Below are 26,435 nucleotides of genomic sequence, written 5' to 3'. Positions count from 1 at the left end.
TCTACATGAATCGACCTCTCGCTGGGTAGTGCTCCTGTCATAAACCTACCATGCCTTAAAGCTAAAACGATACAACTCACTCTTGCTGGCGGTGCTGCTTGCCATGAACAGTTCTTCCTCAAACCATTTCAGCTTGATAAAATTGTTGATATTCCGGTAGATCACCGTATCAGAGGACAAGTTCTGATCATTGAGGAAGGCAATATGAAGCTCATTTTTCTGATTTTCCAATGTATTCAGATAAGCAATTCGGGATTCGTCCGCGCTCAGATCAAAATTCCAGAATGTGCCCTTGGCCAGCAAGTTCAGCTTATTTTTTTCCGCCTGATATCGATATAGTCCCTGCACCTGATTCACTTCACCCTGAAAGATCATATCCCCATTTTTCAACAGATGGTATTGCTGGATATCCTTCGATCTCAGGTATAAGGACACGTCCGGATTTTTCTCCAGCGACACACGATAGACGGCAAAATCATCCTTGTGCATGACCAGAACATAAGCCTGCTTCATATCCTGACTAATCTCAAAACTGTCAATAACGATGTAATTCTTGCCCGACTTATCCTCATGTGTCTCTACTCCGACTTTCTTCATCATGACCTCATCGGAAAACAGGATCTCTTCTTTGCCCGTTCTCAGATCGGTCTGAATGAAACCACGATCATCATGACTGATGGATGTGTCGTTACTGAGAAACTCCCTGAAATAGGAATGTTCCTTGCCTAGTTTGGTTCGTTCACCACTTTTCATATCGTATATAAAAGCCGTGCGTTGGGCTTGTCCCGAACGATACTGAGCATACATCAGCTTGGTTCGATCCGGGCTCAGTACAACGCCAAAATCCGTGTTGCCACTGATCTCTTTCACCTGGTTATCATCCAGATGCAACTTGAGCAGCCGCAGTCCTGTATACGAACGTTCGGTACTGTTAACAACAATCGTATTCCGATCCCCCATATCAAAATCGTAAATAACAAAATCATTCGGAATTTTAGTCGCTGACTCGATTTGGATTGTACTGCTCGATGGGGGCGCGAGACGACTGTTGAATTGCTCACCAGGCAATATCACAGTACGTGGTTTAAGGTGACTCATGCTGAACAGGCTGCCAATCCCGAATATCCCCCCGACAAAGGCAATGAGTAGCCCGGACAGCATCAGCTTATCGCGATGTTTACGCCAAAAGCCGGTATATTTCATGTGTTTCGATCCCCCGGCAGGCGGATATGGACTTGCGTCCCTTCCCGCATGATGCTTTTCATCTCCACTGTTCCTCCATGACGCTCCACAATGTTTTTCACAATCGACAGCCCCAGGCCGGCGCTGCCTTTTTCGACACGGTTCATGCCCTTATCCTGGTAAAAGGGTTCAAACACATGATTCAGGGCTTCTGCACCAATGCCTTCACCCTGATCTCGAATCATAATGGCAATAGACTGTTCTTCCCGCGAGGACTGCACTTCAATGATCGAATTCACATCACTATACTTGACGGAGTTATCCAGTACGTTCAGGAATACCTCTTTCAGCTTGTCCCGATCCCCCCGTACATATAGCTCTTCTTCAAGTTCATAATGAATGCCGATATTGTACTTGCCTGCCTTGATCGACATGTCCTCACACGCTTCCCGGATAACTTCCGAGACGTCAACCCGTGCAAAACGGTAGTTCTCAATCACTGCCGAAGACACGGACACTTCCAAAATATCCGCAACCATCGTATTCAGACGACGGCTTTCCTTGATGATATAATTCATGCCCTTGTCGAAGAAATCCGGGTCGGTGAATCCATTATCCCGCAAAATCTGCGCATAGCCCAGAATAGTCGTCAGCGGTGTTTTTAATTCATGTGTCACATTGTCAAAAAAAACTTTGCTTCGTGCCTGTACTTGTTTCACTTCGTCCCGTTCTCGCTCAATCACATCGATCTGCTCTCTTACCCGGTCAATCATGACCGTGAAGCTCGCCGCCAGTTCCCCAATCTCATCCTTCGTGGCAATTTGAATATCCGCATTCAGGCTACCTTGGGCCACTTCGGCAGAACGCTTCGTCAGCACACGAATCGGCTGTGTAATTTTCCGGGAAATAAAAATCGAAGCAATGAAAACGAACACAAATATCGTCGCTGCGAACAGCTTAATTGTATCCTGAAAGCGCATATTGCGCCGGTAAAGATCCGTATAATCCTTTTCGAGTTGCACAATGCCGACAAGTTGCTGGTCACTCTGAATCGGAAAAGAAAGGCTTGCGACAACTCGTCCTTGATCCACTTTTGTCGTATAGGCAATGCGAGATTGCATCGCTTCTCTCAAATCCTCTATCTCTGTATGTTTGACCAGCTTCCCTTCACTGGTGCTGGAGCCATACATGGAGGCATCGGGACGATAGAGCGTAATGCTTCCACCCACAGCAGATCCGATCTGCTCTTTTAATTCCCGGCTGCCTGCTTCCAGCGAATCTTTGCTGATCCGTTTGTTATGGATGAGAAAGTACTGATTCAAGGCGATATCCAGATTTTTTTTGGATTGCACCATATCCTCTCGCACTTCACGATACATATTCTCTTGAGCGACCTTGTTGGACAGAATCAGCAGAGCCGAGAAACCGATAAAAACGATCACCGAGAACAGCACAACCATCTTGAACTGAATCGTCCATTTCATGTCTGCACCTGAATATTCAGCTTGTACCCTACGCCAAATACCGTTTCAATCATCGATATGCCTTGATCACCGCTGTCCAGCTTTTTGCGAATGCGCTGCACATGGATGTCCACGGTACGCGTATCTCCTGCAAAATCAAATCCCCACACCTTGTCCAGCAGCTCTGAACGTGTATGTACTTTGCGGTGGTGGTTCACGAGGAAGAGTAGCAGATCATACTCCTTGTTGGTGAGCCCTGCTCGTTCCCCATCCTTCCACACCTCGCGCTCATCCTTACGGATCTCGATATGTTTGCCTAACCTAACGACTTCGTAAGACTGGTTCTCCAGCGTTTCGCTGATGAGATCGATCCGGCGGAAAATAGCCCGGATGCGGGCAACCACTTCGCGGATATCAAAAGGCTTTGTAATGTAATCGTCAGCCCCTAGCTCCATGCCAAGCACCTTGTCCAGCATATCGGACTTTGCCGTAATCATGATTACCGGGATTTTGGAATTCACAGACAACTGTCTGCACACATCGAAGCCGCTCATATCGGGCAACATCAGATCCAGTAGAATCAGATCGGGCTTCGACTCCCGCAGCAAATTCAATCCTTCCCTGCCCGAAGCCGCCTCCTTGATCTCGAATCCTTCCTTGCGAAGCGAATAGGACAATATATCGCGAATGGACTCTTCATCTTCGATGATTAATATCTCTTTTGGTCTCATAATACATTCGTAATCTCCCTGCTCTATGAATTTCATCTGTCTATATTCTGTATCCCAAGCCGACTGCTTGAACAGAGGAAATCAAGAAATGTTACAACTCCGATACAACTCTGAACCTTTTGGAAACAACCTCCCGCTATACTGGCATTAATAGAACGCCAAACGGACCGGAACCAAGGTTTGATCCATATCCAAGGGGGATTCACATCTTATGAACCACACACAGATTAATGATGCTTACATTAACTATAAATCAGAAATCACCAGGTATCTATCCCAAATCGTCAAACAGCCGCAGGATGCGGAAGACTTGGCGCAGGATTGTTTTATCCGTCTCATGAACGTCACTGTCCATATCCCTGAAGACCGCATTCTCTATTATCTTAAACGCATCGCCCGTAACCTGGCTATGGACAGCTTTCGCAGACGTACCCGGACCTTACGCCGAGACAGCCGGCTGGAAACCCCTGCTCACCATGTTGATACTCCTCAGATGGAGATTAATGAAGGAGTTAACGAAATTGTCTCCCATATCCACAATACCGAACATCGCAAAATTTTGGAGCTGCGCCTGATCCACGGGTATTCCATTAAAGAAACAGCCCAGATGGTGAACCGCAGTGAAGGCATGATCAAATCTTCCGTTTTCCACGCCGTCAATCGTATTCGTGCCAAAGTCATCTCGTAGAGATGGCTTTTTTACGTTGTGTTCCCCTACTCCGTTATCCACCACATTATTATTTCCATTCTTGTAACAACCAATAATCCAAACGACCTATTCATATGCCAAAATGCCTAATTTTACAAAGTTCGATCTAATTTTTACAATTTGTTATGACTATGTGAGATTTTCATGTGGTAGAATATGGACGAACTCATGAATCAACTAATATTTGGGAGGGATTTGGTTGGGTAAAATGAAACGTTTGCGGGGAGTTTGGTTAAAATCACTCCTGGCATTATCCATGGCTTTGCCACTTCAGATCGGATTATGGAACGGAGATGCTTCGGTTCATGCGGAAGGACCGACAGACCCGGCACCATTCATTCAAGCCAAGGTCGTTAACCAGAACGCTGGTAAGAAAGTGCTGTTCGACAATTCGCACGGTCAGACTGCCGGAGCAGCCGATTGGGTTATAGATGGTGGCTTCTCGGATTTCGGTAATGCTCTGGCGAACGACGGTTATTATGTGAAAGAACTGCGCAAAACGACACCTTTTACCTATGATGATCTGAAAGAATACAACGTATTTGTCATTGCAGAACCTCAAATTCCTTTCAAAACGTCTGAACAGGCGGCATTGAAACAATATGTTGAATCCGGCGGCAGCATCTTCTTCATTGGAGATCACTACAATGCCGACCGTAACAAAAACCGCTGGGATGGCTCTGAAGTCATTAACGGCTATCGCCGCGGTGCATATGAAGACCCAACCAAAGGCATGAGCACAGATGAGCGCAATTCAGCAGCCATGCAAGATGTAACCAGCACGGACTGGTTGTCCGATAACTTCGGCGTACGTTTCCGGTATAACGCACTCGGGGATATTAACGCCAATATCATCGTACCTGCGAATCAAGCATTCGGCATTACCGAAGGCGTATCTGCGGTAGCGATGCACGCAGGCTCCACGCTGGCGATCACAGATCCGGAGAAAGCCAAAGGTATTGTGTACTTGCCAAAAACCAATGCCAAATGGAATAACGCCGTTGACCAAGGTGTATATAACGGTGGCGGGATCGAAGAAGGTCCTTATGTCGCTGTATCCAAACTGGGTGCAGGTAAAGCGGCCTTCATCGGTGACTCTTCCCCGGTGGAAGATGCATCCCCGAAATATTTGCGCGAAGAAACAGGCACACGCAAAACAACATATGACGGCTTCAAAGAAGTCGATGATGCTGTATTACTCGTGAATACGGTAAACTGGCTGGCGACACAAGAAAACTATACTAAGCTGTCCGAAGTAAACGGCCTTACATTGGATACAGCTACAGCGCTGTTACCATTCGAGGAGCCAGCGGCTTCCACTGAACCGCAAGCTGAACCTTGGGCTGCGCCTGCGGCCGGATACAAGTGGTATGATCGTTCAACGTTCAAGCCAGGCTCTTATGGTGGCCCTGCATCCAGTGCTAACGCAGCGTACAGCTTCGTGAAGCAAGATACATTGCCGAATGCCGAAGACTTCCAGATTCGTGTGGTTGTAGAAAATATGGCTCCAAACACTACCGTTTCCGGTTACAGTGCCGGTATTTATCTGACAGGTGGAACACAGGTAGCTATGATCCAGAATGACAGTGGAACATGGCCAACTTCATACGGATACAGCTCGGCGTTTAGTGTAACATCAGATAGCAACGGACGCGGGATCAAAGATCTGAATGTACGCATCAAGCCAGGTACGAATGGTAACGCCAGCTTACGTCTGCGTCAGAACGGTAGCAACCTGATTACCAGTGCGGTAAGCATTGCTAACGTACCTGCAGAGCCACTGCCTGAAGAACAAGGTCCAATTCCAGCAACCATTAGCGTAGCCGAAGCACGCACCAAAGCGGTTGGCACTACAGTTACCGTTGAAGGTGTTGTCACAACGAAACCGGGTTCTTTCGGTGGACAAGCCTTCTATCTTCAGGATGATACAGCGGGAATCTACGTGTTCCAGCACACGAGCGGATTCGATGTAGGTGACAAAGTGAAAGTGACTGCGCCCACAACGATCTACAACAGCGAGTTCGAATTAACCGATGTGGTTGCGATTGAGAAAACTGGAACCGCTTCTGTTCCAGCTCCAGCGCTGGTTACAGCCATCAATGATGCGAATCAAGGTCAACTCGTTCAATTGGAAAATGTAACAGTTCAGAACATCATCAGCGCTACACCTGCCGGTTCATTTGAATTCGATGCGGTAGCTGCGGACGGGACAAGCACACATGTGCGTGTGGATACACGTACTGGTGTGAGCGAAACGACTTTCCCTTATGTTGCTGGTGACAAGATTGATATCACAGGTGTGTCTGCCATTTTCAAAGATGTCTATCAATTGAAACCAAGAAGCTTGGATGACATTGTAGCTTCGGAAGAACAAGGTGGAGGCGAAAATCCTTCTACTCCAGCCGAAGGAGCGCCGGGCAAACCGGTGCTTTCTTCCGATAACGGACATACCACCGGGCTGTCTGATGGTTCATTCAACGTTAGCATGAATCTGTGGTGGGGTGAAAATGCCACCGAGTACAAGCTGTATGAGAACGGTGTCCTTGTGGATACGCAAAAGTTAACAGCAACTTCTCCTTCTTCACAGTTTGCTAAAACGGCGATTAAAGACAAAGCGAACGGAACCTATACGTATGTTGCCGAGCTGATCAACGACAAAGGTGCTACTCGCAGTGACGAGTTAACGGTTCTCATTGCGAACGCGGCTCCAGGTAAAGCCGTTTTGTCTCAAAACAACTGGGACGGCGATGGCAACTACACCGTAACGATGAACCTCTGGTGGGGAACCAACGCAACCGAGTATCGCCTCTATGAAAATGACGTACTGATCGATACGCAAGCATTGAACGCTGCTACACCATCTACTCAAACGGCAAAAACCGACCTGAACGGTCGTGCGAACGGAACATACACGTATCGTGCCGAGCTTGTGAATGCCGCTGGCGTAACTAACACGGAAACCGTCACGGTACAAGTCAGCAAAGCTGCTTTGCCATTGGCGAGCTAGTTTAAATTAAGATTAGGATTAGATGTAGGAATAGAGTAGGCAAGTGCCGAACCGAAGTAGCAATATAAGTAGAAATAAACACACCGAAAGTGAACAGAAACTTAGGCATAACGTAGATCAAACCGAATATAGTAACCACCGATAGAAACGAATGCAGGACCGGAAGTAAGTAATACCGTAGTAAGTAGAAATGAAAAACGGAAATTAATGAAGAGCAGAGCCTAAGTAGTAACGAAAGCAGTAATGAGAGCAGTGATGAAACAGCCACAAAAGTAGCAACGTAAACCATAACGAAAAACCGAAACCAACCCAACGGCCAAGAAAGAAGCTGCGGTGATTTCGGTTTTTTTGTAGTCTTTTGTAGTCTTTTTTAGGTCATTTTTAGATCTTTGTAGTTTTTGGAATGTTCTATTGTGGTTTTATTATGGTTGCATTGTGTTTTCATTTCTGGCGTACCATTAAACCGTTGAACCTCTACTCCCTCAGCGCTAACGATCCTGAGAGAGCTTATTTGCCCCCTTTTTCCACATTTAAAATTCTAACGATCACCAGCGACGCTATTTGGCTATTTTTCAATATTTTGAGGGATAAATCGGGCAATTTGCAACAAATAGCGTCTGTGCGGATCGTTAGAATTTTAATGCAGACTTTTTAGGCTAAATAAGGCTTCTGGTGATCGTTAGCGATTCAAGCTAGGTTCAACAGGACCTTGCCCCCTCAATCCATAAGAGTTAACTCACCTACATGTACACATATCTCTACACTTTCCCTACACATAACGTAAATCAGCTCATCTCAGTCGAGGTTTCTCATAACCGTCCCTTACATAAAGAATACTGTTCCACACCGCACAATAAGCCGCAAAGGCCAGGAACCCAATGACAAAAATAAGGTTCATCTGCGTAAATGAAGCGCCGCTACCCATAAAAATAATAAGAATTGCACTGAGTCCGATATTTTCCCTGTTATGCTTTTTAAACTTCTGAAAGATCATTCGGTACAGCAATATAAGCACCATAAACACGATCCATATCAAATAAAATTTTTCCATAGCATAGTTACCTCCTTGCAAAAAGGCCAACTTTAACGTTAAAAGTTAACGTTTCGAGCCACATATTCAACATCATTATGTACGTTCCAACTTTTCCAGCAGCTATATTCATCAGGCAACAATCTAATTTTACCAATATATCTAATTTCTAAGAATTAATAAACCACATAAACCCAAGTATCCAGGATGTGATAAACAGATACACAATAATTTTGATGAACACATATTCTTCTTTCGCTTAAGGAAACACACCACAACAACAAATGGGAACAGGGTTAGCGCCATGTTCAGTATAAGACGAGTTCTTCAGCAATACTCAGAATGCCCGTTAGAATCAACAAATAATCCGTATAATAACCCACGCCCCCTTTAATTAGAGCATCGGTATCTTGTACGGATAAACTATAAATTCCAGCGATCGAGAAAAAATATGTATAGTTAATTCTGTTTTTAAATTCAGCTACCTACAATAGGAATCATTTGTACAATCGACTTCTTTGCCCTTGTCAATGAAAACTGTGACATAATTATCTTCCGATCGGCCCCTAAAAGTTAGCTTAACATCCGTCTCAAATGTTGTATTAACAAATGGCTTTACCTCGTTTTTTTCTATATCTCCTTCTTGTATCTTTCTCATATAAACAACGGTTCGTATGACTTCGTGATCGGTCCGGCTCTCACTCTCCTTCTGGTCTATGACATAAGGCAACTGTTGTTCATCAATAATGTGCTGCACTTGACTCTGAATCTCCGATTGGACATGTTTCGAAGGCGTTCTAAAGAAGTCGAGAATTGCGCTTTGGTTTGGAACTACTATAAAATACATTACAACAGATGCTATAAAAGAAACGATAATGGTTCCAATTATTCCTGACTTCTCCTTCTTGTTAAGTACATACACCGCGACAACAAACGGGAGAAGTGTTAACACAAGATACAAGAGAGTATGACTTGCTGGAGGAACGTCAAAGATAATGAGGCCTCCGTCTCCGGATAACATCAATAGCACTATTAAATAGGCAAAAAGCCATCCTCCTCCAATACTCAATATCGATGCAATAATAGGTAAAATAATTCTCAAAATGAAATTCACCTCCTTCTCATATTAAAATCGGAATAACTTACAAATTATTGAATAGATAATTAAGCAAATTGTACAACTATTTTCACAAATTATTTCAAGTGAAAAATTAGGCAACTACCAACATATCACTAGATTTAGAGCCTGTTTATTTTAAACCAACAAAAAAGACTACCTAATGCCGCATCATCCAGCAAAAGATAGTCCTTCTCTCCACCACTTCATTCCGTTAGCTACACCAGTTTCTTCCGAATATAACCCGAGATCAGGTCAATGATCGTGATCATCACGATAATGCCGAGCAGGATAATGCCGACACGCGGCCAGTTGCGTGTGCTGAGTGCAAAGATCAGCGGTGTTCCGATCCCGCCTGCGCCGATCACACCGAGGATCGTGGCAGAACGGACATTAATTTCGAACCGATACAATGTATAGTTCAGGAACCCCGGGATAACCTGCGGCAAGATGGCAAACCAGAGCTGTTGCATCCGGGTCGCTCCGGAAGCCAGTAACGCTTCGGACGGGCCGTAGTCAATATTTTCAACCTCATCCGCGTACAGTTTACCCAGCATCCCGATCGAGTGAAGTCCGAGGGCTAACACTCCTGCGAATGATCCGGGACCTACAGCCTTGATAAAAAGCAAAGCCATAATAATCTCGGGAAATGTACGGATGAAACTAAGCATCATTTTACCCGCCCCAGAGATCGCCCGATGGCCACTCATGTTCCGTGCAGACCAGAAGGCAAACGGGATACAAAGCACAGCGGAAATCACCGTACCTAGCACAGAAATCGCCAGCGTATCCAGCAGTCCGCGCAGCAAATCCTCGCCTTCCGGCAAATATACGAAATTCCAGTCGGGCGAGAAAATACCCGCGATAATAGCCTTCATGATCTGTCCGGCGGTTTCTTTGAACCCGGTAAAAGGTACGCCCGCAAGCGCCCACGCATAGACCAGAATTAACAGCAGAATGATAAGCCAGCGCAGCGGATTTTTCCGTGGCTTGGGTCTTGGCCGAATACGGCTCGCTTCGTTTTTCATCATAACAATTTCTCCCGTAGCTTAGTGCTCACATAGTCGATAATCAGAACGATGGCTAGTGTGAAAATAATAATGGTATTGGTCTTGTCATACTCCAGGAATCCAAGTGTAGCTTCGTAATAAAGTCCGATACCACCCGCTCCGACGAGTCCAAGGATGGCGGCGGCACGTACGTTAATTTCGAAGGCATACAGCACATAAGATGTGAACTGGGCTGCCAGTTGCGGCACGACACCATAGACAATAAGCTGAATTCGGTTCATGCCCACAGCGGTCATCGCTTCAAGCGGTCCTTTGTCAATCGTCTCCAGCGTTTCATAGGTGAGCTTGGCGATCAGACCTACCGAGAATACAGCCAGTGCAAGAATACCCGGAACCGGCCCTAGTCCGAATACAGCAACGAACAACGCCGCCAGCAACAAGTCCGGAACGGTTCGAATCAGATTTAATAGAAAACGTGCCGGATAATAGATCCAGCGGCTCGACGCCAAATTACCTGCACAGATGATGGAAATAGGAATAGCAATGATTGCACCGATGGTTGTCCCGAGCAAAGCCATACGAATCGTCTCCAGCATGCCCTGTACGATATTGTCAAAATAACTCCAGCGCGGCGGAAACATCTCTTTCAGCAGCTTCCACATCTCCGGGCCACCCGTGAACAGTTCTGCAAAGCTCGCATCCGTCTGCTTTGCGCTCGCCCACAAGAGTAGCACAATGATGACTAGCGTCAGTAGATGTTTGGTCTTCCCCGGTGGTTTGGGGCGATTCACGATCTGCTTCGGGCTTGAGCCAGGTTCCTTGCCTGCACCTGAGCGCCCTTCATGTTCAAGTGAAACGTTGGATTGTCCTTTCATACCAGCACTTCTCCCTGCTCATGCACAGCCTGCTTGTCCAACAACTCATCCGCCAGAATCGGTCTGCCGTAAATTTCAGCAAAACGCTCATCCGTCGCTTCTTCCACCGGACCATCAAATACAACCTCTCCTGCCCGCAAACCAACAATACGTGTCGCATATTCTCTCGCCAGATCAATAAAGTGCAAATTAACAATCGTGGTAATGCCGAGATCCTGATTAATCCGTTTGAGGTCATCCATGACCTGTTTCGTTGTCAACGGATCGAGTGAAGCCACCGGTTCATCGGCCAAAATAATTTTGGCTTCCTGAGCGAGTACACGGGCAATCGCCACACGCTGCTGTTGTCCACCAGACAACTGATCTGCACGAGAGTAAGCCTTCTCCGAGATATTCACCCGATCCAATGCATCAAAGGCCAGTTCTACATCCTCTTTCGGAAAACGACCCAAAATGGTACGAAGTGTGGAATGGTACCCCACCCGACCAGCCAGTACATTGCGCAACACGCTGGATCGTTTCACCAGATTGAAGCTCTGGAAGATCATGCCGATATCCCGGCGGATCAGACGCAGGCGTTTGCCTTGTGCCTTGGTAATGGAGCTACCGTTAATCAAAATCTCACCTTCACTAATATCATGCAGCCGGTTGATCGACCGCAGCAACGTGGATTTGCCTGCACCAGACAAACCGACCACCGCGATGAATTCTCCCTGCTTAAATTTCAAATTTATGTTATTGAGGCCTTTCGTGCCGTTCGCATACGTTTTGGTCACGTTGTGAAGCTCAATCATCGCGTTAATCCTTCTTTCATCCATAATATTTATCGATATAAGTTGAACTAAAGGATGATTTACACAGGCACTTCGATGACAGAATAACCTTACAATCGCTGTTATCCCCAGATTTTTTTGATCCCCTTTTCTAAAAGGGTAAAATCCGGTGATAAAGGCGAACGCTCCGCTTTTCCAGGTTTTTTCTGCCCTCTCCGTTGTTGTGTAAATTAAAAGTTCAACATATATCGTTTCCGCTGTTCCCTAGCAGAAACTTATAATAACGGCACAAGCCAGAACAGCGTCAATTACGCTGAACTGGCCTGTTCACTGTGCAAAGTCACGAATGGCTTGTTGGAACGAAAAACTACTCGGTTTTCACTTTCTCGTTATACTGGCGAACGATATCGAACTTGCTGTCATCGGACTCCACATAACCTTCGTGCGTGTAGATTTCTTTGATGATCTTGTGGCCTTCTGTATCTTTACCGATATCGATGAAGGCTTGTTTGATCTTCGCTGTCCAATCTGCGTTCATGTCGGTACGAACGGCGATCGTATCGTTAGGAATAGGCTCAGTGAAAGCAAGTACTCGTGTATCTTTGAACACATTCGGGTAGTCTTTGGAAACCGTGTTACGGGCATCCTGGAAAATAGCTGCTGCATCTACGTCACCGTTCAATACGGCAAGAACAGCTTGGTCATGGCCTTTAACGGTTACAGGCTGTACATCTTTGAGCGGATCAATGCCGCGATCCAGCAACAAGGCTGCAGGCCATACATAACCAGCGGAAGACGTTACGTTCTGATAAGCCATTTTCTTACCTTTCAGATCCTCAACCGATTGGATCGGAGAGTCTTTTTTGACAATAATCATCGATTTATACGAATCTGCCAGTTGCTCTGTCGGAGCGCCAGTCTCATCATTCACACCAAAACGCTGTGCTTGCAAAATGACTTGTGCTGCTCCTTTTTCTTTCGCAAGTACATAAGCCGTCGGAGGCAGGAAACCTACATCTACTTTTTTGGAAGCCATCGCTTCGATAATCGTGTTGTAGTCCGTGGATACGCTGACTTTCACCGGGATACCCAGCTTGTCGCCAAGCAGTTTTTCCAGCGGTTTTGCTTTTGCTTCAAGGGTGTCTGCATTCTGTGAAGGAACGAATTGCACTGTCAGTTCCGTAGGTACATAACCTTCAGCGGTTTTGTCTTTCTCTGCTGTTTCGGTTGATGTGCCGGACGCGCTTGAATTGGCTTCAGCGCCATTTGACGAATTGGATGTAGCATTAGACCCACATGCACTCAGGAACAGTACCAAAATCAACAATGGTAAAAATAAAGCAGACTTCTTCAATCGAACACCCTCCAAAAGTTTTTCTGATTTTCAATACTTGTCTACTATAATTGGCAAATATTTGCGTGATGTGAAACGAAATTTGGAGTTTTGTAAAGTTTCTTGGCAGGCTGTCAACGTGACATTCTTCTGTTAAAATAGGCTCATTATCGTCGATGAATTCGGAGAAATTACGCTTGGATTAAGGCTTAACATCCGTTATTCAGGCTAGTTTTTCTGCTTCTTTCTACGGTTTATGCCATATATCTAAACTTATATATTAGAGGAGATTGTAAAATGACACGCATTCCCCCTACGACAAACTTCGATATCTTGTTCACAAGTGACCTTCACGGGGCGATTCGCCCGGTCCATTACAATACCAACGCATATCGTCATGCCGGTCTTGCTTTGCTGGCTTCCCTGATTCGGCAGGAACGTGAACGTTCGCCTGAATTACTGTTAATCGATAACGGAGACTTGCTGCAAGGCTCCCCTCTGGCTTCTTATGCAGCTTCTCATGCACCCAAAGCGCAGGCACATCCTTTTATTCACGTCTTAAATGAGCTTGGATACGATGCCGCAGTGATGGGAAACCATGAGTTTAACTATGGCCAGGAATTGTTACGCAGTGCGGTGGAAGGTTCCTCCTTTCCTTGGCTGTCTGCCAATATTGCAGAACTGCCGCTTGCTCCTGAAGGAGCAGGTATTCCGGCTTTTGGCGAACCGTATCTGATCAAGACGCTCTCGACTGGTGTAAAAATCGCCTTGCTCGGTGCAACCACCCATTACATCCCCAACTGGGAGCATCCGAAAAATATTGAAGGGCTGCATTTCATGAATGCGATGGATACGATTCGTACTTGGGTGAAGTACATTCGGGAACATGAACAACCCGACGTACTGGTGGTCAGTTATCATGGGGGATTCGAGTGTGATCTGGAGACGGGTGAACCCGCGGAGCGCTTAACGGGGGAAAATCAGGCATATGCCATCTGCCGAGAGATTGATGGCATTGACATACTACTGACGGGTCATCAGCATCGCCAATTGACCGGCGAAATCCATGGAGTAACTGTAATTCAACCAGGGTTTAATGGCAGTGGATTAGGTCAAGTGTCTGTGCAACTTCAGCAATCGCCGGACACGGGCAAATGGGTGGTAACGGAGAAAAAAGCGAAGTTGCTGTTGCTTGAGGATTACCCTGATCTAAGGCCTGATCCTGCTGTAATGAAGCTAACTAATGAGCTGGAAGCTTCGGCACAAACTTGGCTCGATCAGCCGATTGGCGAAGTAGACGGGGACGGGGATTTATCGATATCCAGTGCCACACAGTTGCGGCTTCAGGCGCATCCTTTTATTGATTTTGTACACCAGGTTCAGATGGAAGCGACAGGGGCACAGCTCTCCAATACCGCAATGCTTAGTGAAGAAGCCCGCGGATTCGGCCACCAGATTACAGTGCGTGATGTCTTGTCCAACTTCATTTACCCTAATACCCTGACTGTGCTCGAACTGAGCGGCAAGGATATTCGGGATGCTCTGGAGCAGACTGCACGTTACTTCGAACTGAACGTATCGGGGGAAGTCATCGTAAATCCGGCGTATATGCAGCCCAAACCTCAACACTACAATTACGACATGTGGGCTGGCATCGAATACGAACTGAACATCTCCAAGCCTGTAGGCAGCCGTGTCGTGAAACTGGAACGTGATGGAAAACAGCTGGAGATGGATGGTACATACTCCGTCGTGATGAACAGTTACCGCGCGGCAGGCGGTGGAGATTATGCGATGTATCCAGGCAAAAAGGTGCTACACGAAGGCGCCACGGACATGGCTGCACTAGTAGAAGATTTCATTCGCAGGAATCAGCCATTACAAGTTCGGGAAGTGCATAACTGGAAGGTCACCAACTGAAGTTTGGATTGTGGAAAACGAAAAATGAACAAGTACATGAATTAAACGAGTACGTGAAAAAGGACGGAGCCGGCTTTATCCGGTTTCGCCCTTTTTACTTTTTATGGAACGAAGACTATGGAATCACTGGTAGGATCAACATTGTTCTATTAAAACAATGAATCCGAGAGAAGCAGTACAATGAGAAAAGCCCCTAACCAGACCAGAAACAAATTTGCAGTTGCGACAGCCCACTTGCTTTTGCCCGAATGATAGAACGCCCAGCATACGAAGGAAAATAATACACCCATGGGATACGTAGCCATAAGGATTGCTGCTATCGTATCTAACAATGGGTGGTCACCAGACTCCCGATAGCCATAAAAAAACAAACTAATCATCAGTGCATACGGATAGGCTACAAGCGTTAATCCATAAATAATATTGAAGAATATAAGCCGATATGCAAGTTTGGGATTTTTCAAAACAGATGGACAACCTCCTTGTGAACAATGAACTCATTTCAGTATATCCACCTGTTTCTATCACGTCATGGTATATTTTGCCATTAAAAGTATTAGTGTATATCCATATACATCTCCTTTCAAACAGCAACCTGTTTGTGCATTCTATTCACGCGTCTGTAGTGGTAAGCAAACAGGATGAGTCCCAGCGCACTTGTAATGATCTCCGTTACTGTCATAGACCAGATGATACCTGTAAGGCCATAGAATTTATGGAATACGATAATTACCGGAATAAACAGTGTACCCTGGCATATCGCCATGACATTGGTTGGTATGCCTTCTCCTGCCGCTTTGAAAATGCCTGTAAACAGTCCTGTTAATCCAGTGAACAGAGCAGAGATCAACATCGCTACCAGAATTGAACTTCCCGCCTCCAGTACGGCTACATCCGAAGAGAACAACCGAATGACAGGTTCCTTGAACATATATACAACGCCTATAAACAGAACACCAATACCGACGATATATAGCGAGGCCTGTTTATACGTGGCTTTTAAACGACCAAACTTCTTACTCGCGAAACTGTGTGCCACCAGTGGGATAATCCCCATAAAGATCCCCATTGCAAGAAACTCGGGAAGCTGTACAACCCGTAAAGCAATACCGAATCCCGCGACTACGTTTTCTCCATAGATCATGGCATAATGGTTCAGTAGTAGTGTAGATACAATTAGAAAAGAGGTCTGTAGCAACTCGGAAACTCCGATTTTGAATACTTCCATCTGGTCTTTGACCTGAAGTTTCCAATGTCCCAGAAACCCTCTCAAATTCTCGCTGCGGCGGGACAAAAACCAAACATAATAGGCCGCGGAACATGCATTGGCTAATACAATGGATAAGGCGGCTCCAATCACATGCCAATTCAATATCAGAATCAACAGCACATCCAGAACGATGCTGGCTGCAATACTGATAAACATACCGATCATAGATTCTTTGGATGCGCCTTCCGAGCGAACCAGCTGTTCCAGTGTAAAATTGAGAATAACGATAGCCCCGCCTGCCAAAAGTGTAATGGCATATTGACTGGTGTATTCATATACAGCCTGATCCGCTCCCAGTCCCTGAACAATGGGTGAGGTGAATAACCAGGCAATCAGGGCAATGAGCAAACCAATACCCAAGCTGGAATAAAAGGAATACCCTGCAACTCGTTTCGCTTTTTCCTGCTCCCCTGTTGCCGCTAAACGTGTAATGAATGTGCCACCTCCGACCCCGAACATATTGCCAAAAGCCATTAATACCGTAAAGATCGGCAGTCCCAGCGTAATGGCGCTAAACATGCCCGTATCATGAACCAGACCGATAAAAAACGCGTTGATGAGGTTGTACAATGTCCCCGCAGACATACCAAGCATCATCGGAATGGACAGATGCATAATCGATTTGTGGACAGGCGCTTTGTCCAGATAATAGGAGTTTGAATGTTTTTCTTTCATGGTAACTTCCACCTTTCTTAACCCTTTAACAATTAGAGTTCTAAGTATTTGTTTAAAAAAATACGAATCGAAGTTCATAATATTCTGAAAAGAAATATACAGCTTGATGCATTTACGTTCATAATTACATTTACAGCTTCAGTCACAATGACAGCTACATTTACAACTTGATTAATAGAACACTAATAGTTCAAAATCTAAGTTTCCGCCCAAGAGCAGTTCATCTGCTCTATACATCCCCAGTTACCGTAATCAAACTTATAAATTCTGATTAACCTTGGTCAGCAAACGCATCAATGTTGCCTGCTCTTCATCCGTCAAACTTTTCACGATCTCGTTCTCCACGGTCGCAAACATCTGCTCTATATCTTGAATCACCTGCTCGCCCTTCGGCAGCACATACAGATTCTTTTGCCGTTCATTGTCAGCAGGAATTTTTCGAACGATATAACCGTTCTTCTCCAGTCCTTTTAACATACTTGTAATCGTTGCATCTCTGCGATTGAATGCGTCAGCCAGATTTTTCTGAATTAATCCTTCGTCCTGATGCTCGTAGATATATCCAATAACTCTTCCTTGTTGAGCGTTCAATCCCAGTTCGTTGACCTGCTCATCGGCTTTGCGTTTGATCTTGATTCCAATCGTTTGAAACAGATCCGAATACGGCGTATTTTCGCGCATGATTCTTCCCCTCCTGTTCTGCTTCCTCTTTAATTTGTTTCCCCACTGTTCTCATACTCACTTGCTCAATCACTCGCTCAGACTCAAAATCTAAATGTTAGATATCTAACTGTTCGCGAACTAAATATACAACTATGACTTCCTCTCTGTCAAGGATCAATATCTTTTTCTTTACTGCACATATCCAACATATCAAAGAAGGATTGAAGCCCCCTTCCGGGCCCCAATCCTTCTGCTGTTACATGGCTAGCCAAAGTCTGCATTACTGTCTTTACACCGGAAGGAACAGTCCCCCTCCTCGCTTCCTTCGACTCTCCTGATTGCCTCAAGGTATCCGCACTCTATTGTGCTTTCTTTCGCAATTGGCTGTTATACAGCTCACTATAAAATCCACCCTGTTTCAGCAGTTCATTATGTGATCCCTGCTCTAGTAGTTTCCCGTCCTTAAGTACCAGAATCCGGTCGGCCTGACGAATCGTATTCAGCCTGTGGGCAATGACAAAGCTGGTGCGGCCATGCATCAGACGTTCCAATCCCTCCTGAATTTTGATCTCAGTCACCGTATCAATGCTGCTGGTCGCCTCGTCCAATACCAGAATGGACGGATCAGCCAGGATGGCCCGGGCAATAGCAAGCAATTGCTTTTGTCCTTGGCTAATACCGCTCCCATCCGCTTGAAGCACCCGGTCATACCCGTTCTTCATTCGCATAATAAAGGAATGTGCATTCGCCAGCTTGGAGGCAATCTCCACTTCTTCATCGGTTGCATCCAGACGTCCGAACCGGATATTTTCACGAATCGTTCCCTGGAATAAAAATGAATCCTGCAATACAAACGCCATGTGCGACCGCAGGTTTTCCCGCCGAATGGTTGTCATCTTGTGCCCATCGACGGTAATCGTTCCACTTGTCGGATCATAAAAGCGGGACAGAAGTTGAATCAGCGTTGTTTTGCCTGCTCCTGTTGGACCAACCAGCGCAATCATCTCGCCCGGCTTCGCTTCAAAACTGATGTCACGCAGAATATCACGACCCTCATCATATCCAAAGGACACCTTATCGAACCGAACGTTGCCCTGAATGTTATCCAAGGCAATGGCAGCCCCTTCATCCTTGGATTCCTCATCCTCATCCAGCACCTCGAATACCCGCTCCGCCCCCGCGATCGCAGACAACAGCGTGTTCCACTGATTCGCCAGATCATTCAACGGACGTGTAAACTGACGAGCGTACTCTACAAAAATAATGATGACCCCTACCGTAACGGAACCCTGTATCGCCAAAATACCGCCAATCCCCGCAACGATTGCAAAGCTTAGGTTGTTGAGTCCGTTCATCAGTTTGGGAATAAAACCTGAAATCGTCTGTGCCCAGAATGCGGAAATACGGATGCGCATATTACGCTCCTCAAAGCCGCGAATGACCCGTTCTTCCTGAGAAAAGGCCTTGATGATCCGCTGTCCGGATAACGTTTCCTCAATATAACCGTTGAGTTCCCCCAGATTTCGCTGCCGCTCTTTGAAAAGCGGACCCGTTCTGCGCGTTATCCAGCGCATCCCCAGAGCCATTAGAGGTACAACAATAAATGTGAGTAACGTGAGCAACGGGCTGAGCCACAACATCACACCTAATGTGCCGATTAGCGTTAACACACTCGAAAAAATCTGAATCGCTGAGCTGTTCAGCGTACTGCTGACGTTCTCAATATCGTTGGTGACCCGGCTCATAATCTCACCTTGCTGGCGCTTCCCAAAGAACGGAATCGGCAGCTTATGCAGATGAGCAAACAGATCATAACGCATACGGAATACGGTCTCCTGCGCAATTTCAATCATCCAAATATTCTGGAGCCAGGATGTGAGTGAAAAGAGCACATACACCGCTACCAGTCCGAGTAGAAACCAAGTCCAACTTGAACTGGTCACCTCTCGAGAGATAAATTGGTCCACTGCTACACCGACCATATAAGGCCCAAGCAGAGCCAGCGCAGAGCTGGCAAATACCATCAGTAACACAAGTGAAAGCTTGACTTTACGGCGTGAGAGGTAACTCCAGATCCGACCAAGCGTGCCTGACCAGTTTTTGGCTCTCACTTTTGGTTTACGCCGCCCCCCTGAACGGAGTGACTCGGAATCCAGAACAGGCTGTGGCTGACGGAAAGGCTCAATGAGTGCTTTGAACATACTGTGCGCCCTCCCCATATTGTGATTCATGAATTCGGCGGTATAACTCCGACGACTTCATCAAGTCTTCGTGTTTTCCCTGTCCAATCAGGCGTCCATCATCCAGGAGCAGAATCAGGTCAGCCGAAGTGGTTGAACTGATCTTCTGCGTAATAAGAAACGTCGTACAGGAGAGGTCTTCCAGTGCACCTAGAAGCCTGCCTTCAGTAGCTACATCGAGTGCACTTGTGCTGTCATCCAGAATAAGTATGCTCGGACGGCGTACCAAAGCTCTCGCAATGGAGAGGCGCTGCTTTTGTCCACCCGAAAGGTTAACACCCCTTTGACCGAGCAACGTATCATATCCGTTCGGCAACTGCTCGATGGTCTCATGAATCTGAGCCCGCTTTGCCGCTTCCACAATTTCATCCATCGTGGCATCTTCTCGTCCCCAAGCAATGTTTTCACGCACAGAACCCGTGAACAGTACGACTTCCTGAGGAACATAACCAATGGCTTTACGAAGGGTAGGCAAATCCAGCTCGGATGCATCCACAGCATCAATACGTACCTTACCTTGTTCTTCCGTATACAAGCGTGGAATGAGTTGCACCAGAGAGGATTTTCCTGATCCGGTAGCTCCCATAATCGCAATCCGCTCACCTGCTTTTGCAGAGAACGTAATATCTTCCAGCACTTTAATCTCACTATTGGGATAACTGAAACCAACTCCGCGGAACTCAACTTCACCTTGTACGGCTCGCTGCTCCTGCTTATGCTGATCGGAGCCATAGCTATGCACATGATTCAATGAACTTTGGGTATCCGTGTGTCCGGCCTGTTCCCGTTGACCCGTACGCTCCGTCTCTGACGTATCCTCGGTTTCAAACACTTCATTCAGACGCTGTGCTGAAGCGCTCGCCCGTGAAAAGGTCACCAAAATCCATGACAGTGCCGACATCGCTCCAATGGTACGTAGCAAATAGTTAATAACCGCAACGACTTCACCCACGGTTGCCGAACCTGATACGATATCCTTCCGTCCAAACCAAAGCACGGCGATAATACAACCGTTCATCATCAGCAGCATGAATGGCATCGTGGTCTCCGTCAGGCGAAGCGCGGAGATCGTGCCTTTCATCAGCTTGCCGCTGAAGCTGGCAAAGCGTTCAATCTCGTGGCCCATCCGTACAAAAACACGGATCAGCCGGATGCCTGTCAGATTCTCCTGGATGACACCGTTCACGGCATCCAGTCTGCGCTGCACATTGCGGAACAGCAGCGCTGCCTTTTTAATCATCCAGATCACAACAACAAGCAACACCGGCACCATAACAACAAGCAACAATCCCAGCCTCGGACTGACCACCACTGCCATAATCATGCTCCCAATCACTACAAGCGGAACACGGGTCATGAAGCGAAGACTCATAAAGATGGTATCCTGAACCTGGGTCACATCCCCGGTTAATCGTGTGATGAGCGATGATGTCGCAAAACGGTTGAACACGGCATAGGAAAACGTTTGCATCTTGTCATACAACTTCTCTCGCAGATCATACCCGAATCCAAGACTCGCATGCGAGGCAAAAAATGAACTTGCAATCCCGGCGGCAAATGCGATGACCGCACTGCCAACCAGCACGCCCCCCCACATCCATACGACGGCCAGGTCTCCCTGCTGGATGCCATTATCAATGATTTTCGAGATCAGATAAGGCTGAGCCAGCTCCACCGTTAATTCAATCAGCATCATAACTAACGCTGCAATGGCGGCGACCCGGTATTTTTTCAAGTGAACGAACAGCTTGAGCATTCCCATTCCTCCGGCCCGGAGCACGTTACTGGCGATACCGCATTACAATCACACCATCAGCTCCGTTATTCTCTTTCTTTAAAGCTATGTAAAATTTCACGTAACCAATACGACTATTATATCGCATTTTCCATCTGCACACCGTTATGTTCTTCTCATTCTTAATATTAACCTCAAATTTCAAGCTGCAATCGACTGCTCAAAAACATGGTGGCTTATCAAAATAAAATACCCGAGGCAGCGTCGCCCGTTGCCTGGGCATCCTTTTACAGCTGTTTTAACGCGGTACCCACGTAATCACGGCGCTCTCTCACATACGTGCGAATCTTCTCCGGTTCATTCAGAAAGACATTCATGGGCCACTTCATATAAGGGTCGTTCCCTACATCTTCCCGAATTCCATCGTGTAATCGATACACTAACGGCATGATTTTTTTCTCCGTAAAAGCAACCTCCAAATGCTGTTTCATCAGCTTCTTATACTGCTCACGGAACGTGCGAAATGCGAGCAAACGCCCCGTAAGTTTATTGTACCCCTGAATGCGAACCAGATTCGGATTGACCTTGGCGCCGTAACAATTTCTCCCCCAAGTCCCTTCGTAATCCCAAGGAAGGATACCGTATTTTCCACTTTTCACTTTTTCGTACCATGTATAGTTCTGATGGAATCCGTCAAAGTTGCCTGTCAGCACAGCCCCGCTCAACCATCGCAAATAGTTGTCAATATCCACCCGCGATTGTAAAAAACGAAACAGATCCATCTTGGACTTCATATTCAATTGTTGAATAAACCTGCGTAGCCTTCGGCGGTCCTCTGTATTGCCGCGGATCAGGCTGTATCCAGATAACTGGCTGTTTTCTGAATGAGTTGATCCGGTTGATAATGCAAAATTGGCGTTGTCGTTGACGGCATAGAAAATACTCCGGACAGGCATTCTCCGCTGGCGAAAATAAGAAGATTTCACGCCTTCAATTCTTACATACACCCCTGCGAGTTGATCATTGAGATACAGCACACAGTGGCGCGTAGCAGGTGCCGGAACTCGAATGGACTCAAAGAACTGAAATGAAAGTGCGTTCCGTAACAGTGAAGGGTCATCATATTCCGCATTGAAGTGGAACGTACGGCTTGCCGTGCGAATCTCAAATGATTTTTTCTCATAAGCGCGTGTATGCCCACCCCGGTACCGAATTCGAATGGGAAGCTGCTTGCCGTCCATCTGCATCGTGCCGTTCACAAACGTTTCTGACCATATGTTCGATGTTAATCGCTGGTATTCATTCGTCGACACATGGATGTGGTAGACAGGTAGAGTCATTTCCATCCGCCTTTCGGTCACCTGTGAGTTAAGCCCGTAGGCTATTACATCATCCTATGCACAAGCACAGCAGACCGTAAGGGCGAATGCACAGCCCATTTATGGAACCATCCGCGAAGTCACAATGTAAATTTGCTGAAAACATATCACACCAATCTATAAATTACCATTTTTCTCATAGATTACTGCCAATTTGCTATACAAATGGTTGTCTGCTGGTTCCTGAGATGCTAGGTACACATATGATTAAACTACAGACAGACTCCAATGACGAGTGGCAGGGATTCAACAAACATCAACGAACAACCGTCAGCGGCCTATCTGAACTTATATCTGGGAAGGGGCAAAATACAATGTCTATGAATGGTCAGGGAATGAGAGGTTTGGTTGGAAGAGAAGTCAAGATTAATCGTGGTGGACCCGATTCAATCCAAGGCACATTAATGGATGTACGCTGGGACTACATGGCTGTTAGCTGCAAAGAAGGTATGGTGTATGTGAATGATGCTCATGTCAAAAGTATTACAGACACAGGTCGTTCCGGCGGAGCCAGAGGACCTATGGGGAATGCGATTCCGGCGAACACATTCCTTGGCGTTATGCAGGCACTTCGCTTCCGTCCTGTGCAGATCAACCGCGGAGGCCCGGAAAAAGTGGAAGGCATCCTGGCCGATGCCAACCAGAGTCAATTAATTCTGACGATGAAAAATCAGGAGATCATCCGCATTCCTTTACAACATGTGAAATCCGTCTCCCTGGTTCGTGGAAGTAGCAACAACAACAACAATAGCAATAACAGCGGCAACAACGGTAAAAACACAAGCCAAGGGAATAAAACACAAAATACGCAGTCTGGCGGCAATCGTTCCCAAGGGAATCGCAGTGCAGGCAACCAAGCGTGCGGAAACAAATCACAGGGAAATAAATCAGGCAACAACAAGTCGCGTGGCAATCAGTCTCACGGGAATAAATCGGGTGGTAACAAGTCTGGTGGTAACAAATCACGGGGAAATCAATCTCGCGGAAATAAGTCTGGTGGCAAACGGTAATTAGAGAAGAACAAGGAGCTAAGTTACTACCAGTTTAAAGGGGGGAATGATCATGCTGATCTTTATCGCAATCGTCTTGACAGGTGTGCCTTTGTATTGGATTGTTATGCCGGGAAGGCCCACTTCGACTCATGAGCATCTGAAACAGTCTTCACAAGGACTTCTCCCCCTGGGAGGTGAATCACAGTAAATGCCTGATTACCAGTTGTGGTTAACCTTCGGGGTATTTATCATCACTGTCATTTTCCTGATGTGGCGGCCTGGCGGATTAAATGAATCTATTCCCACTTCGCTTGGGGCGCTGCTTCTTATCCTGACCGGTGTAAGCAGTTTGGGGCATATCCTGGGCATTTTCGAAATTGTATCTGGCGCAGCGATTACGATTCTTTCCACCATTGTCATGTCCATTATTCTGGATAGCATCGGCTTCTTTCGCTGGATCGCTGTGAACATGATTGAAAAGGCACGAGGTTCCGGCTTCCGATTGTTCTGGCTGATTCTATTACTTTGTTTTCTCATGACCATCTTCTTCAACAACGACGGTAGCATTCTGATCACTACCCCCATCATCATTCGAATCTGTTCCATGTTACGTCTCAAAATTCATCAGCAGTTGCCCTACCTCATCTCCGGTGCACTCATCGCCACAGCTTCCAGCGCTCCGATCGGACTCAGTAATCTCGCTAACCTGATTGCTTTAAAGATGGTTGGATTAAACCTGAACACCTACACTCAGATGATGTTTGTACCATCCATGCTCGGAATTATTGCTATGACTTTGCTGTTACTCTATTATTTTCGCAGAAGCATACCCAAAGTTATTCATCAGTTCCCCGTATCCATGCAAAGTTCATCTGGATCAGGCTATCACCCACTGCAGACAACAGAATCCGAATCGGATAACTCCAAAACGAATGTAGACTGGTGGTTGTTCCGTGTCTGTATCGGGATTGTTGTATTGATCCGGGCAGGATACTTTCTCGCTGAACAATTCGGTGTACACATGGAGATCGTCGCCATCACCGGTGTGGTCCTGATGCTCGCTGTAAGGTGGTATCGTACACGATCCGGACTGAAAGATGTCGTCACACAGACGCCGTGGCATATTCTTCTCTTTGCCTTCAGCATTTATATTATTGTGGACAGTCTTCACCGAGCCGGAATGACAACATGGATTACCGAATTCACAGGCCCGATTGCCGAAAGAGGCAATGCCAGTCTGATTGCTGTATCCGGGTTACTATTAACCGTGCTGTCTAATTTGTTCAACAACTTGCCCTCGGTCATGATTGGAACATTCGCTGTTACAGACCTTCATTTGAGCGATACTCAACTTCATCTAGCATATCTCGCTAATATACTAGGCAGTGACATCGGAGCATTATTAACACCCATAGGCACACTTGCCACCTTAATCTGGATGTATATATTACGGACCCACCATATTCGGGTCTCATGGAAACAGTATATGAAAGTAACCTTCATTGTGATACCCATCAGTTTAATTATCAGCCTATTTTCCTTATATATCTGGGTGGCTATGCTGTATTGAGAGGAGGTATACTGTGAAATCTGCAACAACGTGGTTAGGTAAAACGATAGAGTTTGAATTGTCCGGCTGCAAGTTGCCTATTCAGGGCGAGGTCATTGATGCAGGAGAAGATATCATCGTTGTCTATGGGAATCAGCGCTACATTTATGTGCCGCTTCATCATATTCAAACGTTACATTTTACAAAATCAGAGGAAACTTCAACTAGCCTGAACGTACCTGCACCTGATCCCGAAATGGACCATGACAACATCTCTTATCGAAAAGTACTAATGAATGCTCGCGGAAGATTTAGTGAGATTTCCATTGGTGGGCGAACGCTGCATGGTTATATCACCAGCATCATGAACGATTATTTCATCTTCTATTCTCCTTTGCACCATTCGGTCTACGTTTCCATCCATCATCTGAAATATATTATTCCGTCTCCCTCCAATAGCAGACCGTTCGCGATGGAACATCAACATTTCCCCATACAGCCATCATCCATCTCACTCTCTCGCACACTCGATCAACAGCTGCAAAAAATGGCCGGAGAACTCGTCATCTTAAATCTGGGTTACAAACCCGAACAGACTGGATTGCTCAAAAGTATCAACGACAAGTTGCTTGAATTCATTGATGCTGAAGGTAGTGCGCGGTTCATGCACACCAGCCATGTTCAAACGCTTCATTTACCTTAATGGTTAAAATAGAACACAAACAGGGATATTCCGGAGAATGGCACTATGGCCTGGAATACCCCTGTTTCATGTTTTTTTG

At 46.2% G+C, this 26,435-nt stretch carries 22 protein-coding genes; 7 read left to right on the top strand and 15 right to left on the bottom strand.

The window, feature by feature from the left end; translation table 11 throughout:
* Nucleotides 1-45: 45 nt before the first annotated feature.
* From ACT89M_RS05315 to ACT89M_RS05305, 3 genes are read right to left on the bottom strand one after another with little or no spacing between them, the layout of a single operon-like run.
* Nucleotides 46-1,203 (bottom strand): hypothetical protein, encoded by a 1,158-nt coding sequence (locus tag ACT89M_RS05315; RefSeq protein ID WP_154890684.1) that lies wholly within the window; start codon nt 1,201-1,203, stop codon nt 46-48.
* Nucleotides 1,200-2,666, bottom strand: coding sequence for a sensor histidine kinase (locus tag ACT89M_RS05310; protein WP_154890683.1), 1,467 nt, complete (start codon nt 2,664-2,666; stop codon nt 1,200-1,202). The genes ACT89M_RS05315 and ACT89M_RS05310 overlap by 4 nt, the downstream gene beginning before the upstream one ends.
* The gene (locus ACT89M_RS05305) at nt 2,663-3,376 is read right to left on the bottom strand and encodes a response regulator transcription factor (RefSeq protein ID WP_145333083.1); all 714 of its coding nucleotides are present in this window, start codon (nt 3,374-3,376) and stop codon (nt 2,663-2,665) included. The genes ACT89M_RS05310 and ACT89M_RS05305 overlap by 4 nt, the downstream gene beginning before the upstream one ends.
* Nucleotides 3,377-3,587: 211 nt before the next feature.
* Between ACT89M_RS05305 and ACT89M_RS05300 the strand changes: the two genes are divergently transcribed.
* Nucleotides 3,588-4,064, top strand: coding sequence for an RNA polymerase sigma factor (locus tag ACT89M_RS05300; protein ID WP_090917672.1), 477 nt, complete (start codon nt 3,588-3,590; stop codon nt 4,062-4,064).
* A 229-nt stretch (nt 4,065-4,293) separates the two neighbouring features.
* Complete coding sequence (locus tag ACT89M_RS05295; protein WP_221789343.1) at nt 4,294-7,092, top strand: chitinase N-terminal domain-containing protein; 2,799 nt, start codon at nt 4,294-4,296, stop codon at nt 7,090-7,092.
* 790 nt (nt 7,093-7,882) lie between these two features.
* Here the strand turns inward: ACT89M_RS05295 and ACT89M_RS05290 are convergent.
* From ACT89M_RS05290 to ACT89M_RS05265, 6 genes are all read right to left on the bottom strand, one after another.
* Nucleotides 7,883-8,143, bottom strand: a complete 261-nt coding sequence (locus ACT89M_RS05290; protein ID WP_251507805.1) for a hypothetical protein — start codon at nt 8,141-8,143, stop codon at nt 7,883-7,885.
* Nucleotides 8,144-8,603: 460 nt separating this feature from the next.
* Nucleotides 8,604-9,224, bottom strand: a complete 621-nt coding sequence (locus tag ACT89M_RS05285) for a hypothetical protein (RefSeq protein ID WP_487345041.1) — start codon at nt 9,222-9,224, stop codon at nt 8,604-8,606.
* Nucleotides 9,225-9,457: 233 nt separating this feature from the next.
* Nucleotides 9,458-10,270 (bottom strand): phosphonate ABC transporter, permease protein PhnE, encoded by an 813-nt coding sequence (phnE, locus tag ACT89M_RS05280; RefSeq protein WP_154890680.1) that lies wholly within the window; start codon nt 10,268-10,270, stop codon nt 9,458-9,460.
* The gene (gene phnE, locus ACT89M_RS05275) at nt 10,267-11,124 is read right to left on the bottom strand and encodes a phosphonate ABC transporter, permease protein PhnE (RefSeq protein WP_487345040.1); all 858 of its coding nucleotides are present in this window, start codon (nt 11,122-11,124) and stop codon (nt 10,267-10,269) included. Before phnE (ACT89M_RS05275) ends, phnE (ACT89M_RS05280) begins: the two co-directional genes overlap by 4 nt.
* On the bottom strand, nt 11,121-11,918 hold the full coding sequence (gene phnC, locus ACT89M_RS05270; protein ID WP_090917664.1) for a phosphonate ABC transporter ATP-binding protein: 798 nt from the start codon (nt 11,916-11,918) through the stop codon (nt 11,121-11,123). Before phnC ends, phnE (ACT89M_RS05275) begins: the two co-directional genes overlap by 4 nt.
* A gap of 346 nt (nt 11,919-12,264) precedes the next feature.
* Nucleotides 12,265-13,251 (bottom strand): phosphate/phosphite/phosphonate ABC transporter substrate-binding protein, encoded by a 987-nt coding sequence (locus ACT89M_RS05265; protein ID WP_154890679.1) that lies wholly within the window; start codon nt 13,249-13,251, stop codon nt 12,265-12,267.
* A gap of 276 nt (nt 13,252-13,527) precedes the next feature.
* Between ACT89M_RS05265 and ACT89M_RS05260 the strand changes: the two genes are divergently transcribed.
* On the top strand, nt 13,528-15,150 hold the full coding sequence (locus tag ACT89M_RS05260) for a bifunctional metallophosphatase/5'-nucleotidase (RefSeq protein ID WP_154890678.1): 1,623 nt from the start codon (nt 13,528-13,530) through the stop codon (nt 15,148-15,150).
* Between the two features lie 149 nt (nt 15,151-15,299).
* Here ACT89M_RS05260 and ACT89M_RS05255 read toward each other — a convergent pair whose 3' ends face one another.
* The 6 genes from ACT89M_RS05255 to ACT89M_RS05230 all read right to left on the bottom strand — a co-directional run bounded on the left by ACT89M_RS05255 (nt 15,300) and on the right by ACT89M_RS05230 (nt 23,046).
* Nucleotides 15,300-15,614 carry a hypothetical protein gene (locus ACT89M_RS05255; protein ID WP_154890677.1) on the bottom strand — a complete coding sequence of 105 codons (315 nt, stop codon included), beginning with the start codon at nt 15,612-15,614 and terminating at the stop codon, nt 15,300-15,302.
* 119 nt (nt 15,615-15,733) lie between these two features.
* A complete protein-coding gene (locus ACT89M_RS05250; protein ID WP_154890676.1) occupies nt 15,734-17,095 on the bottom strand; it encodes an MATE family efflux transporter in 1,362 nt (453 codons plus the stop codon).
* A gap of 258 nt (nt 17,096-17,353) precedes the next feature.
* Nucleotides 17,354-17,776, bottom strand: a complete 423-nt coding sequence (locus ACT89M_RS05245; RefSeq protein ID WP_308722348.1) for a MarR family winged helix-turn-helix transcriptional regulator — start codon at nt 17,774-17,776, stop codon at nt 17,354-17,356.
* 341 nt (nt 17,777-18,117) lie between these two features.
* Nucleotides 18,118-19,959 carry an ABC transporter ATP-binding protein gene (locus tag ACT89M_RS05240; protein WP_487345039.1) on the bottom strand — a complete coding sequence of 614 codons (1,842 nt, stop codon included), beginning with the start codon at nt 19,957-19,959 and terminating at the stop codon, nt 18,118-18,120.
* Nucleotides 19,940-21,760, bottom strand: a complete 1,821-nt coding sequence (locus tag ACT89M_RS05235; protein ID WP_341181942.1) for an ABC transporter ATP-binding protein — start codon at nt 21,758-21,760, stop codon at nt 19,940-19,942. Before ACT89M_RS05235 ends, ACT89M_RS05240 begins: the two co-directional genes overlap by 20 nt.
* 260 nt (nt 21,761-22,020) lie before the next feature.
* Nucleotides 22,021-23,046 carry a CotH kinase family protein gene (locus tag ACT89M_RS05230; protein WP_487345038.1) on the bottom strand — a complete coding sequence of 342 codons (1,026 nt, stop codon included), beginning with the start codon at nt 23,044-23,046 and terminating at the stop codon, nt 22,021-22,023.
* Nucleotides 23,047-23,315: 269 nt separating this feature from the next.
* Here ACT89M_RS05230 and ACT89M_RS05225 point away from each other — a divergent pair, with 269 nt between their 5' ends.
* From ACT89M_RS05225 to ACT89M_RS05210, 4 genes are read left to right on the top strand one after another with little or no spacing between them, the layout of a single operon-like run.
* On the top strand, nt 23,316-24,122 hold the full coding sequence (locus ACT89M_RS05225) for a DUF6897 domain-containing protein (protein WP_487345037.1): 807 nt from the start codon (nt 23,316-23,318) through the stop codon (nt 24,120-24,122).
* 52 nt (nt 24,123-24,174) lie between these two features.
* Nucleotides 24,175-24,312, top strand: a complete 138-nt coding sequence (locus ACT89M_RS05220) for a hypothetical protein (protein WP_167375667.1) — start codon at nt 24,175-24,177, stop codon at nt 24,310-24,312.
* The gene (locus ACT89M_RS05215; RefSeq protein ID WP_336121005.1) at nt 24,313-25,674 is read left to right on the top strand and encodes an arsenic transporter; all 1,362 of its coding nucleotides are present in this window, start codon (nt 24,313-24,315) and stop codon (nt 25,672-25,674) included.
* A gap of 13 nt (nt 25,675-25,687) precedes the next feature.
* On the top strand, nt 25,688-26,356 hold the full coding sequence (locus ACT89M_RS05210) for a DUF2642 domain-containing protein (RefSeq protein WP_336121006.1): 669 nt from the start codon (nt 25,688-25,690) through the stop codon (nt 26,354-26,356).
* The last annotated feature ends 79 nt before the right edge of the window (nt 26,357-26,435 follow it).

It is taken from the genome of Paenibacillus sp. NN59 (genome assembly GCF_057597225.1).
Note: the sequence above shows the minus strand (reverse complement) of the source record. Positions and strands in the feature narration are given on the sequence as shown.